Origin of the sequence: Corynebacterium sp. Marseille-P4611, assembly GCF_916618765.1 — a bacterium.
Lineage (GTDB): Bacteria > Actinomycetota > Actinomycetes > Mycobacteriales > Mycobacteriaceae > Corynebacterium > Corynebacterium marquesiae.
The window spans coordinates 37,279-53,128 of record NZ_CAKAKD010000001.1; the positions used below are offsets into that span (position 1 = coordinate 37,279).

Genomic DNA, 15,850 nt, shown 5'->3' on the forward strand with positions numbered 1-15,850 from the left:
TACCTTACATGAAAACGGTAATATGCTTGTCCATGATTGACAATCACACCCAGCAACTGCCTGAGCCACGCCTCGGGCGCAGCTCCTCTCCCCGCCCAGCGGGAGTAGCTAGGTACCTGTCTCCACCCCGCGGCTCAGGGATTCTCATCGCTACCTGTGAGCCGAAGCTCTCCAAGGCAACCCGCCGCAGCGCCGGTGCTCGCTGGGCACTATTGGCTGGGAGTGGGGGCATCGGCAAGCGGCAGCAGCGATTGGAGGCCACGCCATGAGTGTGCGCACTACCCGCCTCCTGGGCCTAGGAGCTCTGCTCTTGCTGGTCCTCGTTGGCACTATCTGCAGTTTGCTGTATGGCGCCCGCTCCATTCCTGCGGAGGACGTGTGGGCCGCGCTGCGGGAACTGCCGGCCGCACGCGGTGCCCAGGACGAAGTTTCCACCAACCAACGCGTGGTAGCTGAGCTGCGGCTGCCGCGCACCATCCTGGCCATAATCGTGGGGGCGGCACTGGGAGTCGCCGGTGCTCTAATCCAAGGCCACACCCGCAATCCCCTGGCGGATCCGGGAATCCTGGGTGTCAGTTCCGGCGCGGCGCTAAGCGTTGTAGTCAGCTTCGCGCTATTTGGCATCACCGCCCCGTGGGCCACCGCGGTGATAGCCTTCCTCGGCGCTATCGCTGCCACGGCACTGGTCTTCGGCCTCGCCTCCGCAGGCAAGGCAGCCGTCGATCCCTTGACCTTAGTGCTGGGCGGCGCCGCATTGTCGGCGGTCTTAAGCGCCATCACCAGCGCCTTCGTACTCACCAATGAGAATAACCTGGACCGGATGCGCTTTTGGACCGTCGGCTCCCTCGCCGGCCGGGATATGAACATCGCGCTAGGAATCCTGCCGTTCATAGTGGTGGGACTGATCCTGGCGTTCGCTACCGGCCCGCAGTTGAATATTTTGAACTTAGGCGACGACGTGGCCGCAGGGCTCGGCATCAATACCGCGGCCGCAAGGCTGGCCGGCATGGGCATCATCGCCTTGCTGGCTGGCGCGGCCACGGCTGCAGCGGGCCCGCTAGGCTTCATTGGCCTGGTAGTGCCCCATATCGTCCGGGCTCTTACCGGCCCAGATTATAAGTGGATTTTGCCGTACTCTGCGCTAGCCGGCGCGGCGCTGTTGCTATGTGCTGACGTAGTGGGCCGCCTCATCGCGCGCCCCGGCGAGCTCCAAGTGGGCATCGTATTGGCCTTCGTTGGCGCGCCGTTCTTCATCGCCTTGATCTACCGAAAGAAGGTGATGACGCTGTGATGCGACGAAACAAGGCTGCGCAGGCCGTACAAGATAAACAAAGCGCTTCGTGGCAGATGCCGGGCGGGGTACCATTCCGGGCTGGGCCCATCTCGTTCCTCTGGCGCCCACGGGTGGTGCTGGTATGCATCATCGCCGCGGCGCTCACCGTCTTTTTAGGCGCGCTTTCCATCGGGCTGGGTGACTACCCTATTTCCGTTCCCCGAGTACTAGAGGTGATTTTCCAAGGGCAAGGATCCCGCGTGGAAAAACTCGTGGTCTTGGAGTGGCGCATGCCCCGAGTGGCCACGGCCATCGCGGTCGGCTGCGCGCTGGGGCTTTCCGGTGCGCTCACCCAAACGGTCACCCGCAACGCGCTGGCCAGCCCCGATATCCTCGGCATCACTACGGGTGCCTCGGCCATGGCCGTAACGGTCATCGTCCTTGGCGCCGGCGGCAGTGGATTCGCCGGCTGGCTTGCCGGAATCGGAATTCCCCTAGCCGCATTGCTGGGTGCGATTCTTAGCGCCATGGTGATCTGGGCATTGGCTTGGCGACGCCAAGCTGATTCCTACCGCCTCGTGCTCGTAGGCATTATCATCACCGCGCTGCTGAGTTCCTACATCAATTTCCTCATGGTCCGCGCGGAACTGCGGGATGCAAGCCAAGCACAGTTCTGGCTCACAGGATCCCTGGCCAAGTCGGAGTGGAGCACCACCATTCCCATGGTTGTCCTTGTGCTTGTCTGCGCCCCGTTGCTGGCCTGGATCGCCTACCAAGCACTGGCCACCACTCTGGGGCCCGACCTCGCCCGAGCGCTGGGCCAGCGCGTCAACGCCGTGCAGGTGGCGATGTTGGCATTGGCCGTAGCTCTAGCTGCAGTAGCAGTTTCTGCTGCCGGCCCCATCGGTTTCATCGCCTTTGTAGCACCCCAAGTAGCACTACGGCTGTGCGGGGTACCCAGCCCACCGCTTGCGGCCTCGGCTCTTACCGGCGCAGTGCTACTGCTCGGTGCGGACATCGTGACCCAGGCTGTCCTGCCGGTGGAGCTTCCGGTGGGTATTGTCACCTCCGCACTGGGCGGCGTCTTCCTCATCTACCTACTCGTTCAACGCACTAGGAGCACAGACGCATGACCTCCCCCATCCCCCAGCCAAGCGCAGACCACCCGAATACCGCCGGTGGCGTGGATGCTTCCTCGGTCACCGTGGGCTACGGCCAGCGCACCATCATCCGGGATCTCAGCGCCACTTTCCCAGCCGGCAAAATCACCACCATCGTGGGGCCCAACGGATGCGGTAAATCAACCTTGCTGCGCGCCATGTCTGGCCTGCTCAACCTTGATACCGGAACCGTGAGCGTGGATGGCCAGAATATCTCGGACATGAAGCGCAAGGACGTCGCCCGCATACTGGGCATGCTGCCCCAATCCCCCGTGGCCCCAGAAGGGCTATTGGTCTCCGATCTGGTGGCCCGCGGGCGGCACCCACATCAGGCATGGTTCCGCCAGTGGTCCTCCACGGACGAAGACGCGGTCTTCGAGGCCCTAAAGCAAACCGGTTCTGCGGATCTTGCCAGCCGTACGTTGGATGAACTTTCCGGCGGCCAGCGCCAGCGCGTATGGATCTCTATGGTGCTGGCGCAAAACACCGACATCCTTTTCCTAGATGAGCCAACGACGTACCTTGACCTCGCGACCTCCGTGGACATCCTCGAACTAGTCGATAGCCTGCGCCAAGAGCTTGGCCGAACGGTGGTAATGGTGCTGCACGATCTGAACCTGGCGGTGCGCTACTCCGATTATCTCGTGATTATGAAGGAGGGGCAGGTCATAGCTTCCGGCGCACCCGCAGAAATCATCACCGCAGAGCTACTGCAGGACGCTTTTGATCTGCGGGCGCGGGTCATCGAGGATCCAGAGACTGGAGACCCGCTCATCGTCCCGCTCAGGAAACCGGCTTAGGCCCAAGGCCTAAGCCCACCCACTAGGGTGGCGCATAAGAAAAGACCCTGACCGGAACTTAATCTGGTCAGGGCCTGGAAGTTGGTAGCGGGGGCAGGATTCGAACCTACGACCTCTGGGTTATGAGCCCAGCGAGCTACCGAGCTGCTCCACCCCGCGTCGAGATGACTTCCATCATCTGCGCTTGAACAGTGCGTTAACACAAAGTGTATTCGCTCTGTCCTGGCGACTCATGTAACTATACATAGGGAAAGGCACCTACCCAAATCCGCTGGGCAGGTGCCTAATCCATCGCGATTATAAGCCGGAACTACTTGTCCGTCTTCTGATAAGACTCCACAGCCTTATCGAGCTCATCTAGGGCGCGTCCGTATTCCTCGAAGGAACCATCGCGTGCATCTTCAAGCCCCTTCAGGGCCTTGTTGATGTCATCGATGGCGCCCGCCTCGTCGGAAGAAGACGGAGCGGAAGCTGGAGCCGAAGGCTTATCGTCCTTGGACTCGTCCTTCTTCTCCTCATCCTTGGCGCCGTCCTTGTCCTCGGAATCGCCGTCAACTTCCTCGATGTTCTGGGCAGACTTGGCGTCGATTCCCACCTGCTCGAGGGCATCGCCGATGGTCGGGGCATAGCCCACGCGGCCCTTATAGGACACGAGCACGCGCAACAGCTTCGGGAAGGCAGAGGCCTGGTCCTTGCGCTGCGAGTAGATCGGCTCGAGGTACAGGATTTCGCCACCACCGACTGGCAGGGCTAGCAGGTTGCCGTTGTGCAGGTCATTGGTGCCCTCCCACAGGGTGCGGTCGCGGGCGACCTGGTCGGAGGACATCATCGCATCCTGCGCCTGCTTCGGGCCCTGGGTCTGTGTATTGGTGGGCAGTACGCGCACGGTGATATCGCCGTAGTTCTCCGGTTCGGAGGATACGGCCATGTGCGCAGACAAGAACTCGCGGTTAAGACCACGGTAAGAGGTGGTCAGCTGGAAGGTCGGCTTGCCGGTCTCCGGGTCAGCGGCCATCACGTAGTACGGCGGCTGATTGAGCTGACGGGATTCCTCCGCGGTGGGGTCATTCGGCACGGACCAGAAGGCATCGTTATTGAAGAAGACATTCGGGTCATCCACGTGGTAGCGCGCCAACAGGTCACGCTGCACCTTGAACATATCCTCCGGATAGCGGAAGTGCTCGCGCAGCTCATCGGAGATCTCAGCCTCAGGCTTAACGACGTCCGGGAACACACCCTCCCAAGCCTTGAGCACTGGGTCATTCTTGTCGAACTCGTAGAGGTCCACAGTGCCGTCATAGGCATCGACGGTGGCCTTGACCGAGTTGCGGATATAGCCGACCTTGTCATTGACCAAGCGCTGGGTGGTGCCATCGGGATTAAGGGTGTCCTGGGTGGCGTCGGAAAGTGAGGCACGCTGGGAATAAGGCAGGGACTCCAAGGTGGTATAGCCATCCACAATCCACTTCAGGCGGCCATCAACCACGGCCGGGTAGGTAGCGGAATCGGTGGTCAGCCACGGAGCAACCTTCTCCACGCGCTCGCGCGGATCGCGGTCATACAGCAGCTTGGACTCGCTGCCGACGCGATCCGAGAGCAGGAAGTTCAGCTCGCGATACTTGGCGGCATACATGGTGCGGTCAAAGATATTGCCGATGCCAACGCCGCCCTTGCCGTCATAGGTATAGGTGGAGCTATCGGTGTCGTACTCGACCGGGTTATCGCCGGTCTTGCCGGTAATCGCATAATCCATGCCATCGGCCGCACCGGCAATGACCGGGCCGTAGTAGATGCGCGGCTGATCAACCTTAATGCCAAGGGACTTCTCTGCGTCCTGAGTTTCGCCTTCACCCTCGGACTCGCCGGCCTGGGTCTGTAGGTCAGACACGGTAAAGATGGGGAAGCCACCGCGGGCAGACCCTGCATCGCGAGCTACCTCGTCGACTTTATTGGCCTGCGCTGCCACAAAACCGTTGCCGTGGGTGTAGACGGTGTGGCGGTTAATCCAGTCCGACTGATTCTCCCGCAGCTCGTTCGGATCCAGCTCGCGGGCGGCGACAACGAAGTCGCGCTTCTTGCCGTCGATCTCGTAGCGGTCCATCGACAACGTCTCTGGGAAGCCGTAGAAGTTCTTCAGCTGCTGCATCTGGGTAAAGGTAGGAGAAAGGATCTCCGGATCCAGCAGGCGGAGGTTATTGATAGTGGCGTTATCAGAGGCCACCTTGTCATCAGAGACATCATCCCCGCCCCAGTTGTCTTCATAGGTGACGTGGTCATCAGTGAGCCCATAGGCATAGCGGGTGGCCTCGATATTGCGGGCGATGGATTCTTCTTCCTTTGCCTGGCGGTTGGGCTGTACGGAAAAGCGCTCCATCAGCAGCGGCCATGCCTGGCCAATGACCAGCGAGGACAGCAGCATCAGCACCACGGCCAGGCCGGGGATGCGCAGGTCCTTGATGACAACGGCCATAAACAGGGCCACGGCCACGAAGATGCCAATGATCATCAAGATAATTTTCGCCGGCAGGTAGGCGTGAATATCGGTATAGGAACCACCGGTAAAGAGGTCGTGCTGGGTATTAAGCAGCTCATAGCGCTCCAGCCAGTAGCCGATGACTTGGACTACCATCCACAGGCCGGCGGTAATCGCCAGCTGCAGACGAGCGGGGTGGGAGATGGAGCCGCGCACACCGGCGGCTTTATTACCAATGCGGATGCTGCCCAGCACGTAGTGGCCGAAAAGCGCGATGAGGAAGGCCAGGATCAACAAGATGGACAGGGTGCTGACCACCATCTTTAGAACTGGCAACGTGAAGGCATAAAAACCTAGGTCGTGGTGGAACTGGGCGTCTTGTTCGCCGAATTCCTGGCCGTTGAGGAAGAGCAGTACCGTGCGCCAATTGGACTGGCCGATGAAACCGGCGATGATGCCCACGATGGCGGGGATGACCTTGAAGAAGACGCCCATGGACTTCTCAATGGACTTGCGGTACTGATACACCGGCGAGTTCAGGTCTCCCAAGTCGAGCGAATCCGGGCGCCCGCGCCAGGCAAAGTAGCCGGCGGCCCACACCACTGCAGCGGCCACAAGACCGAAGATGATAAAGAGGACTATCCGCGCCATAATCGCGGTGGTGAAGACGTTCCGGTATTCAATCGCACCAAACCACCTCCAATCCGTGTACATGCCCACGAGCATGGGGCCGAAGAACAAGAGGACGGCAATGATGGCCGCAATGATTGTCGCGACCCGCGGGGGCCGCTTCAACGGGGCGGCTGGTGTGGATGACCCTAAGGACAACGCCAGCTCCAATCAACTAGTGCGAATTTAAAACCTGTAGACTTCTTCCAGCTTAAGGAAGCAATACACAGATAACGAATAAGGATGTTCATGAGTTCCCCCGAATTATCACAGCCAGCTTTAAACCGCGCGATGACCGAAGCCGTCGAATTCGTCCACGCCGAAGGCTGGGGCGCCCGGCCCACCATCTTCGCGCTGGTTCCCACCCACTTGGTAGCCGATCAGCTTGCCGCGCTCGATGAGGAGGACGCCGCACCGCTTACGCTCATCGTGCAGGATAATGTGCCCGAAAACATTGAGCCTGGCTCAGAGCAGCTGGCCGATTATGTCTCCCGCCTGGCCTGGCCGCGAGAGGTTGCCGGCGTCATCTTGGCCCAAGAGATTAAGTTCCGCGATACCTCCAGCGAGGACCCCTCCCCTCGCCCGGCGCGCCTTTATTCCGGTGCACTGCGCGAGGAAGGCATCGAAACCACGTTGCTGCAGCTGCGCCCCACCGAGGAGGAGTTGGAAGCGGCCGGACCGTTCGCGGAAGATGACATCCAGCTGCGCGGCGGTCCCCAGGTGGCTCCGGGGGTCATTGCGGCCTTGCGCTATGGGCTGAACCAAGACCCGGATGAGCTAGATTAGACTGAAGTGACAATTCTCGCCTGCGACTAAGGAGCATTTTCCTACCGTGCGACGCATTACTCTCACTCGCCTGACCGCCACCCGCGCCACCGCAGCAGCGCTTCTGCTGGGTGTAGGCGTGAGCACTGCCGCTTGTTCCTCGGACGATGCCGCGCCTGCCGACGCCCCCGTGGAGACTTCCCCTGCCGGCGCCGAGTCCACCGCCCCTGCAGCGGATACCGCTGAGGAAACCAGCACCGCCTCTAGCTCCTCTTCCACCGTTGCGTCCAGCGCGGAATCGAGCGCGGCGGAAAGCTCGGGGGTGTCGGAGGGGGCGTCGGCAAGCAAGGAACCCGGCAACGAAAAATTGGAAAAGTCGGTGGCCAAGGCCTATGACATCTTTGCTCCGGTAGCGCCCAAGGAGCTCTTCGCGCACTTCGACCGCTGCGATTCCACGGGCGGCGACGATTCCTATAACTGCTCTGGGCCGGAGGTAGGCCAGTTCCAGTTCTTCCGCTCGCACTCCAAGGCCAAGCAAACCACGCAGGTGCTCACCGAGCTGCGCAGCTCGCAGGTCATTGAGGATGACGGCGACCGCGTCGTAGGCTGGTCCACCTTAGGAACCACCGCAGTCATCACCGTGGTGGACAATAAAGAAGGCATGGTTATGCAGCAGATGATCTCCTCCGACCAGGAAGACCCGGAAGAGAAGATCAAGGAGCTGGGCCTAGCTAAGTAGGCCGACTACTGGCAGGTTTTAATATCCTTGCCGTCCGCGAAGTCCTTCATCGTGGACACTGCCTCATCCAAAGTGGAAACTTCCGCGATGGGCATATCGCCGTGGTCGCTCGCGGCGGCCTCGGAGCAATTATCCTTCGGCGCGAGGAAGAGCTCCGCGCCCGCCTCGTGCGCCGCGGCAATTTTATGTTGGATGCCGCCAATGGGGCCCACTTTGCCGTCTTCCTGAATTGTGCCCGTACCGGCCACGAACTTGCCGCCAGTGAGGTCTTCCTCGTTGAGCTTATCGATGACCGCCAGGGTAAACATCATGCCGGCGGAGGGACCGCCAATATCCTGCAGGTTGTATTTGACCTTAATATCGTCTTGCGGGACCGAGAGCATGGCGATGCCCAGCATTGCCTGTCCCTTCTGGTGGGGGTTCTCCCCTAGCTCGATTTCTTCTTCTTGCTCCTTGCCGCCCCGCTGGACGGTCAGCGTGACCTTATCGCCAGGGCTTTTCTGCTTAATGACGTCTTGGACCTCGCCCGGTTCCGAGACCTCCTTGCCGTCTACTGCGGTTATGACATCGTCCTTCTTCAGCGTGCCCTGCGCCGCGCCCTCATCCATGACTTCCGCGATGGTGATCTTTACCGGCAGGTGCAGGTAATCCATGGCCGCCACGGTGGCTGCAGACTCGGACTGGGTAAAGGCCTGCTTATTGGACTCTTCTACCTCTTTATCGCTCATATTCTGCGGAATGACGGTATCGATGGGCACGATGGTGTCATCGGTCATCATCCAGCGGCCCAGCGCCTGCGCGAGGGTCATATTGGTGCGCACAGACACCGTGGTCATGTTGAGGTGGCCGTCGGTGTCATAGGTTTTCGGCGCCTGGACATCGACGACCTGGGTGCCGTCGACCTCACCCAATGTGTCCACCGTGGGTCCTGGGCCTTCAGCGGCATAAGGCACGGTCAAAGACACATCGGTGCCGGGGATATGGTCAAGCGATACCAACGCACCGGTGAGGACGACGGGGATGGCACCCCAGGCGATGGTGCGGACGCGACGGCTAGCAGGAGAATTCACGGATCAATACCCTACAACCTTTGCCGTAGTGTTCGCTGTCAGCGTAGCGGGGATCATGGAAAGTAGCCGGATGGTGCCGGTAGATTAGGACGCATGAGCAACGGATTCGGTTTTTCTTTCCCCAATAACGATGACGACGATAATGACGGACGTCGTGACCAGAACCCGTTCGGCGCATTCGGCGGCGCTAATGGTGGCGGCCTCGGTGACATGCTGAACCAGTTCGGTCAGATGCTATCCGGCATGGGCTCTTCCATGAACTCGCCGGAAAACTCCGGCCCAGTCAATTACGACATGGCTAAGCGCATCGCCCTGCAGCAAATCTCGCAGTCCAAGGCGGTAAGCGCGGACGATACCAAGGCTGTAGAGGAATCCGTCCGCTTGGCGGAGCTCTGGCTTGATGACGCCACCTATTTGCCCACCGCCTCCGGCACGGCCAAGGCCTGGGATTCCAAGCAATGGTTGGAAGAGACCATGCCGGCGTGGCAGCGCATGGTCACCCCGGTGGCCGAGCACATGAATGATGCTCAGCTGGATTCCATGCCGGAACAAGCGCGCGAGATGATGGGCCCCATGACCAAGATGATGAACCAGATGTCTGGCATGAATTTTGGCATGCAGCTCGGCCACGCCTTGGGAGATTTGGCCTCCCAGGCGCTGACCGGTTCCGATTTCGGCCTGCCCATCGCCCCAGCCAATACCGTGGCACTGTTGCCACAGACCATCCAGAAGGTCGCCCGCGAGCTTAATGTTCCTGGCCAGGAGGTGCTGGTTTATATTGCCGCACGCGAGGCTGCCCGCCAGCGACTGTTTAAGCACGTGCCCTGGCTGGTAGAGCGCATCGTCTCCTCTGTAGAGGAATATGCCATCGGCCTGGTTATTGATACCTCCCACCTGGAGGAAGTCACCCGCGAACTCAACCTCGAGTCCGGCGATCCACAGGCAATCCAGGATGCGATGAGCAAGTTGCAGGGCATGGACCTCTCCCCGCGCATTACCTCCAAGAACACTGCGGCCGCATCCCGCCTCGAGACCCTATTGGCCTTGGTGGAAGGCTGGGCCGAGCACGTGGTTACTGAGGCACTGGGCGAGCGCATCCCGTCGACCTCGAAGCTCACCCAGGCTTGGGCACACCGCCGCAGCACCGGCGGTTCCGCCGAGAATGCCTTCAGCAAGGTGGTTGGCATCGAGCTCAATGCCCCTAAGGTCTCTGAGGCCGCAGAGCTATGGCGCCGCGCCACCGTGGCCGTGGGCGCAGAAAAGCGCGATAAGGCTTGGGATCACCCGGACTTCCTGCCCACTGCGGAGCACCTCGATAACCCGGCCGCCTTCATCGACTCCCTGCTGGACGAAGGCCCGGATGAGGGCTTCGAAGAAGAGTTTGCCAAGCTGGAGGAAATGCTGAAGAACGGCGAGGATTCCTCTGCCGTGCAGGGCGACGAGTCCACGGATTCCGAGAAGCCGGAAGGCAAAGACGACGAGAAGGACAAGGGCAACGAGGACGGAGAGAACTAGCAGCCCCAGCGCTGATAGGCCTCAAGATAGCCCTTCGCCCGCTCAGCGTGGGGCGCCCTGTCCGCCCACTGCCAAAAATCCCGCCCATGGCGCGGGATGAAGGTGTGGGTGAGCTCGTGAATGATCACTGAATCCAGCACATAATCCGGCACGTGTTGCAGCCGGTCACTGAGCCGAATATCCGCGGTGGAGGTAGTACAGCTACCCCACCGCGTATTTTGGTTGCTCACCCACCGAATAGAGCCGATGGTTGCACGACCATCTAAATACGCCGCGTTGAGCCGCCGCGCACGTTCTTCGAGCTGGGCGTCTGTGCGGCGGCCACTGCCCTGTTTCTTCTCCACCCGCGCCAACATGTCTGCGACGGCATCGCGCTCATCCCGCACGGACATCCACGCGGGAATGCGTACCTCGAGCACCCCGGATACCATGCGCGCCTGCACGGTTTTCTTCCGCTTGGCAGAGCGAATGACTTTGACCTCTGGGGGCTGCGGTGCGGTGGGCTGCGTGCTCGACATGACAGGTGATTGTACCTGTGGTGCAATGGAGACCACATACTTCGGGGGAAGGGGTTAAAAGCGTGGGGATTTCTGCCACCCAAGTGGTCTTGGCGCCAGGCAGCGCCGTGTTGTGCCGCGAGGAAACGGTGATCCAATTTGGCATGGATGCCACCCGCGTTGGGGTTGCGGAAACTGGAAGCGCGCTCACCGTCGCGACGGCTTTCAACACCGCTCGCGAACCAGTGTCCCCGGAGGACTTATCTGAACGACTGCGTGCTGCAGGGCTTGAGAAGGCGGCGGCGCTGAGCCTCATTGAAGACGCGCTGGACTACGGCATCCTCTGGCCACACAACGAGGCCGATGCCAAGGCAGACGCCATTGTCCTCATGGGAGGATCCGCCTTGGCGGAGAGGCTCCGCGCGCGCCTTGAGGCGGATGGCTTCCAGGTCCGCATCCCGTTGGAGGAAGACAATGTCTTTTCCTATATCCACGACCTCGATGGCATGTATCCAGTACTCGCTGTGGACCAGCTGCACTGCCCACTGGATTGTGCGAATGCACTCGCGGGCACAGGCACTACGTGGATTCCGGTATCTTTGCTGGACAATCGTGGCGTCATCGGACCAGTATGTATCCGCGGCCAAGGACCGTGCCCATTGTGTGCGCACTTGGCCCGCGTGGATATGGACCCACTGTGGAATATCATCAGCACCCAGCTCACCCACGTGCGCCGCACTCCAGAAGCCGTGGTGCTCGATGCGGTCTCGGCGCACACGCAGGTGACTATAAGACGACTGATGGGGCGGCCGCTGCCGCCAGGCGCACCGACCACAAAGCCGCGCCCCGGACAGCAGTGGGAGGTCGATGTCTACGGACACCATCAACAGCGCACCGTCATTGCGCATCCACGCTGCCCGGTGTGCTTCGGCGGCAAGACCAACCTAGCTAGCTGCGAACCGAACGAATAACCTCTAGTACCTGGGCGCCGTAGCGCTCCAGCTTGCTAGGGCCTACGCCAGAAATGGAGAGCATCTCTGCCTCATCGGAGGGCAGTTCCTCCGAAATCGCCTGCAGGGTGGCATCGGAAAAGATGACATAGGCCGGAACCTTTTCCTGGCGCGCAATCTGGGACCGCCACGAGCGTAAGGCGGCAAAGACCTCTTCATCGCCGCCGCCTTCACAATCTTCATGGCGGCCTATGACCTTTTCCGCCGGTGTTCCCAGCGGACCAGAGCACACGCGGCAGCGCTTCGGGCGGCGTGAGCGAGACCCACTGCCGGAGGCATCTTCGGCCGCCGGAACGATGCCATCGAGGAAGCGCGTGCGCTCGCGCGAAGCCCGCGAGCCGGTAGTCTTCGCCAGCGCCCATGACAGTGCGAGGTGCTCGCGGGCGCGGGTAATACCCACGTAGAAAAGGCGGCGCTCCTCTTCTACCTGTTCGTCGCCAGCCTTGATGGCATGGTTGATGGGCATAAGCTTTTCCGTTAGCCCCACGAGGAATACAGCGTCCCATTCCAAGCCCTTGGCGGCGTGCACGGTAGCCAGCGTAACGCCTTCCATGGCTGGGGCCTGCTTATCGGTAGAGCGCCGGCGCAACTCCCCCAGCACCCCGTTGAGATCGATGCCAGGAGTGGATTCCACAATCTTTTCAATGAGCCCAACCAGTGCGTTGAGGGACTGCCAGCGCTCGCGGGCCTGGGCGCCCTGCGGCTCGGTGGAACTCAAGCCTAGCTCGACAAACGCGGCGCGGGCAATCGCCACTGGGTCATCCGGCAGGTCCTCGCGGCGGGTCGCGGCGATGAGCACGCGGATCGCCTCCAGGATTTCCGGGCGGCGGAAAAAGCCCTCGCCGCCGCGGACTTGGTAAACCACTCCGGCGTCGGCAAGCGCCTGCTCAAACTGCTCCGACTGGGCATTGATGCGGTAAAGGATGGCAATCTCGGAGGCCGGCACGCCCTGATCCAGCAGCGTGAGGACCTGGCCGGCCACCTCCTGGGCTTCAATCTCTTCGGACTCATAGGCTTTAAAGGTGGGCTCGGGCCCAGGCTCGCGCATGCCTTGCAGCTCCAAGCGCGTGCCAGCTGCGCGGCCGGTGGCCTTGCCGATGACCCGGTTGGCCAGGTCAGTTACCTGCGGCGTGGAGCGGTAGTCGCGCTGCAGCTTGACCACGGTGCCATCCGGGTACGTGCGCGAGAAATTAAGCAGATAGTCCGGGGAGGCGCCGTTGAAAGAATAAATGGTCTGGTTGGCATCGCCCACCACGGTAAGGTCATCGCGCTCGCCCAACCAAGCGTTGAGCACCCGCTGCTGCAGCGGGGTAACATCCTGGTACTCATCGACGACAAAGGTGCGGTACTGCTCACGGAAGGTCTCCGCAATCGCCGGCACATTCTCGATGGCACCTGCGATGTGCATGAGCAGGTCATCGAAGTCCAAGTGCATCATGTCCGGCGTGGCCTTGGACTGCTCGTAGCGGCGGAAGGCCTCTGCCACCTTGGCCGGATCGGCCGGTGCACTGCGGTCCGTATTGGCGATCACGGACTCATAATCTTCGGCACTGACCAGCGCGGACTTAGCCCACTCGATCTCCGCCAGGACGTCTCGAATCATGTCCTTGGAATTATCCAGCCCCACCGAGCGCACCGCGCGGGCAACTAGGGGGAATTTATTATCCAGCAGTTGCCACGGAAGATCTCCTGCTACCTGCGGCCAGAAATACTTCAACTGGCGGCGCGCCGCCGCGTGGAAGGTCTGCGCCTGCACGCCGGCCACGCCCATAGTGCGCAAGCGGTCGCGCATTTCTCCGGCCGCTCGCGCCGTGAAGGTCACCGCAAGCACGCGCTGCGGGCTCACAAAACCCTGGTCCACCAAGTTGGCAATGCGATAGGTAATAGTGCGGGTCTTGCCCGTACCCGCGCCGGCCAAGATGCACACGGGCCCGCGCGGCGCCGTGGCCGCACGCAGCTGATCTTCATCCAGCAGGGACAAATCCGGCTTAGTCACCGTGATACCACTCCATAATCATCGTGTGTGCAATTGAACCCGGACGTGGAAGCTTAAGCTCAGGCAGCTCGGCGCGCTCCACCCACCGGATTTCTTCCAATTCCCCATCAGTATGGCAGGTGGGGTGGACATCAGCCGTGCGCGCACAAAAGCCCAGCATAAGGGAGCCACTCGGTGGCCACGCCTGCGAGCCCCAATAGCGAATATCATCCATCCTGCGCCCGGTTTCTTCCAGGGCCTCGCGCTCAAAAGCTGCTTCCGCGGTCTCGCCCGGCTCAACGTAGCCGGCGATCAGGGAGAAAAAGCTATTGCGGCGGCGATTGCGCGCCAGCAAAATCCGGTCGGTGTCGCTGAGGCGAATAAGCCCGATGACGGCAGGATCTAGGCGCGGGAAGACCATCCGGCGCTCGTCCAAAGGATCGCGCCCAACGATTCCCGGTGCTGGGTAGTCCAGCTTGTGACCGGTGCGCGGATCAAAGCGCTGCTCGCGCCGGTTGCGGATCAGCGCAATGGCTTGCAAAATCACCGGCTGGTCCGCAAAGAACGTTGCGCTTTCCAGCCGGCCCAGTTCGCTAGCACCGTCTTCCGGATACGCGCACGCCTGCAGGGTACCTAGGTCCACTACTGCGTGCTTGCCGACGCCCCCGGGAACCTTCTCCACCAGCACCGGTTCCCCCGCTGCCGTAACCGGAACCTGGCCGTGAGGGGTTACTGGGAGGAACATTTAATCCTCATCATCATCGTCCATGACCTCGATGGGCTGTTCCATCTCATGCTTAATGTAGAGCAGGCGATCACCCGGCTTCAGCGCGGAGGCATCCGCGGTATCCACGCGGTGCAGCTCGTTATTGCGCAGGACAGCCAGCACGATATCTGCTAGGTGGCGTGGGTTGGAGCCCACCTCGAATTCGCGCACGGCGCGCTCGGCTACGGAGAAACCTTCGTTGGGTGAAAGCAGGTCTTCCATCATCTCCACCACCGTCGGGGTGACGGTGGCCAGGCCTAGCAGTCGGCCGGCCGTCTCAGCGGAGGTGACCACGGAATCTGCACCGGATTGGAGCAACAGGTGACGGTTTTCGGACTCGCGCACCGACGCCACGATCTTGGCCTTGGGCGCAAGCTCTCGCACGGAGAGGCAGCACAGCACCGCGGTATCGTCCGTAGATGGGGTAACGACGATGGAGCTGGCGTGCTCTACCCCAGCGATCTTTAGCACGTCCTGCTTGGTGCCGGAACCAAAGATGGTGACCAATCCGTGGTGCTCGGCGTGAGCGAGGGACGCACGGTTGGTATCGATGACCACGATCTGGGAGGACGGAACATCATCGGCCAGCAGCGCGGCCACGGCTCCGGCGCCCTTGGTGCCATAACCGATAACGACGGTGTGGTTACGCAATTGCTTTCTCCAGTTCTGGATTTGGAAAGTGCGGCGGGCCTTATCCGTCAACACGGACAAGGTCGCGCCGACCAATAAAACAAGGAAGATCAGGCGGGCAGGGGTAATAAGCACTAAGTTAATGAACCTGGCCTGCGGGGACACGGGCACGATATCGCCGTAACCCACGGTGGTCAGCGACACCGCCGCATAGTAGGCGGAGTCCAATAACGACATGTCCTCGCTATACCCACCGCCGTCCGCATAGACCACGATGGTCACGAAGACAACGATGGCAAAAGCCCACAGCACACGCTTGCCCAGCTGACGCCACGGGCTGGAATTTTCATCCCTCGGCACCGTAATGACATCAATGAGCGCGTGATCCGGCTGCGAGGACAGCTCGACCTGCGGCAAGAAGCGACTTCTAAAGCGTGACTTCATTGCCTGCGCACGTTTTTTGGCCACTAGTCCAGCCTTCTTTTCTGGTCTCGAATGGTTACTCAAG

14 protein-coding genes and 1 tRNA gene are annotated in these 15,850 nt (G+C 61.1%); 8 read left to right on the top strand and 7 right to left on the bottom strand.

From position 1 onward, the window contains the following. Window positions 1–32: 32 nt before the first annotated feature. Genes LG376_RS00170 through LG376_RS00185 form a run of 4 tightly spaced genes read left to right on the top strand, consistent with a single transcriptional unit; the run spans window position 33 to window position 3,233 of the window. Complete coding sequence (locus tag LG376_RS00170; protein ID WP_141745903.1) at window positions 33–269, top strand: hypothetical protein; 237 nt, start codon at window positions 33–35, stop codon at window positions 267–269. Beyond that, window positions 266–1,291 carry an iron ABC transporter permease gene (locus LG376_RS00175; protein WP_049156169.1) on the top strand — a complete coding sequence of 342 codons (1,026 nt, stop codon included), beginning with the start codon at window positions 266–268 and terminating at the stop codon, window positions 1,289–1,291. The genes LG376_RS00170 and LG376_RS00175 overlap by 4 nt, the downstream gene beginning before the upstream one ends. After that, on the top strand, window positions 1,291–2,406 hold the full coding sequence (locus LG376_RS00180; RefSeq protein ID WP_049156167.1) for an iron chelate uptake ABC transporter family permease subunit: 1,116 nt from the start codon (window positions 1,291–1,293) through the stop codon (window positions 2,404–2,406). Before LG376_RS00175 ends, LG376_RS00180 begins: the two co-directional genes overlap by 1 nt. Continuing rightward, window positions 2,403–3,233 carry an ABC transporter ATP-binding protein gene (locus tag LG376_RS00185; RefSeq protein WP_225745795.1) on the top strand — a complete coding sequence of 277 codons (831 nt, stop codon included), beginning with the start codon at window positions 2,403–2,405 and terminating at the stop codon, window positions 3,231–3,233. Before LG376_RS00180 ends, LG376_RS00185 begins: the two co-directional genes overlap by 4 nt. An 82-nt stretch (window positions 3,234–3,315) precedes the next feature. Here LG376_RS00185 and LG376_RS00190 read toward each other — a convergent pair. Next, window positions 3,316–3,392, bottom strand: a tRNA-Met gene (locus tag LG376_RS00190). A gap of 151 nt (window positions 3,393–3,543) precedes the next feature. Further along, window positions 3,544–6,501: a UPF0182 family protein gene (locus tag LG376_RS00195; protein WP_225747339.1), complete on the bottom strand. Its 2,958-nt coding sequence runs from the start codon at window positions 6,499–6,501 to the stop codon at window positions 3,544–3,546. 123 nt (window positions 6,502–6,624) lie between these two features. Here LG376_RS00195 and LG376_RS00200 point away from each other — a divergent pair, with 123 nt between their 5' ends. Together LG376_RS00200 and LG376_RS00205 are read left to right on the top strand one after the other, a co-directional pair. Then, on the top strand, window positions 6,625–7,161 hold the full coding sequence (locus tag LG376_RS00200) for a PPA1309 family protein (protein WP_225745796.1): 537 nt from the start codon (window positions 6,625–6,627) through the stop codon (window positions 7,159–7,161). A gap of 46 nt (window positions 7,162–7,207) precedes the next feature. Beyond that, window positions 7,208–7,879 carry a beta-N-acetylglucosaminidase gene (locus LG376_RS00205; RefSeq protein WP_225745797.1) on the top strand — a complete coding sequence of 224 codons (672 nt, stop codon included), beginning with the start codon at window positions 7,208–7,210 and terminating at the stop codon, window positions 7,877–7,879. Between the two features lie 5 nt (window positions 7,880–7,884). Here the strand turns inward: LG376_RS00205 and LG376_RS00210 are convergent, their stop codons facing one another. Next, on the bottom strand, window positions 7,885–8,949 hold the full coding sequence (locus tag LG376_RS00210; protein ID WP_225745798.1) for a PDZ domain-containing protein: 1,065 nt from the start codon (window positions 8,947–8,949) through the stop codon (window positions 7,885–7,887). A gap of 93 nt (window positions 8,950–9,042) precedes the next feature. Here LG376_RS00210 and LG376_RS00215 point away from each other — a divergent pair, with 93 nt between their 5' ends. After that, window positions 9,043–10,464: a zinc-dependent metalloprotease gene (locus LG376_RS00215; RefSeq protein ID WP_225745799.1), complete on the top strand. Its 1,422-nt coding sequence runs from the start codon at window positions 9,043–9,045 to the stop codon at window positions 10,462–10,464. Here LG376_RS00215 and LG376_RS00220 read toward each other — a convergent pair. Further along, on the bottom strand, window positions 10,461–10,982 hold the full coding sequence (locus LG376_RS00220) for a M48 family metallopeptidase (protein WP_150851870.1): 522 nt from the start codon (window positions 10,980–10,982) through the stop codon (window positions 10,461–10,463). The genes LG376_RS00215 and LG376_RS00220 overlap by 4 nt on opposite strands. A gap of 62 nt (window positions 10,983–11,044) precedes the next feature. Here LG376_RS00220 and LG376_RS00225 point away from each other — a divergent pair, with 62 nt between their 5' ends. Continuing rightward, window positions 11,045–11,932, top strand: coding sequence for a hypothetical protein (locus tag LG376_RS00225; RefSeq protein ID WP_225745800.1), 888 nt, complete (start codon window positions 11,045–11,047; stop codon window positions 11,930–11,932). Here LG376_RS00225 and LG376_RS00230 read toward each other — a convergent pair. The 3 genes from LG376_RS00230 to LG376_RS00240 are packed head-to-tail and all read right to left on the bottom strand — an operon-like array spanning window position 11,910 to window position 15,810. Beyond that, complete coding sequence (locus LG376_RS00230; protein ID WP_225745801.1) at window positions 11,910–13,967, bottom strand: ATP-dependent DNA helicase UvrD2; 2,058 nt, start codon at window positions 13,965–13,967, stop codon at window positions 11,910–11,912. The genes LG376_RS00225 and LG376_RS00230 overlap by 23 nt on opposite strands. Beyond that, window positions 13,960–14,691 carry an NAD(+) diphosphatase gene (locus LG376_RS00235; RefSeq protein WP_225745802.1) on the bottom strand — a complete coding sequence of 244 codons (732 nt, stop codon included), beginning with the start codon at window positions 14,689–14,691 and terminating at the stop codon, window positions 13,960–13,962. The genes LG376_RS00230 and LG376_RS00235 overlap by 8 nt, the downstream gene beginning before the upstream one ends. Further along, window positions 14,692–15,810 (bottom strand): TrkA family potassium uptake protein, encoded by a 1,119-nt coding sequence (locus tag LG376_RS00240; protein WP_370633313.1) that lies wholly within the window; start codon window positions 15,808–15,810, stop codon window positions 14,692–14,694. Window positions 15,811–15,850: the final 40 nt, after the last annotated feature.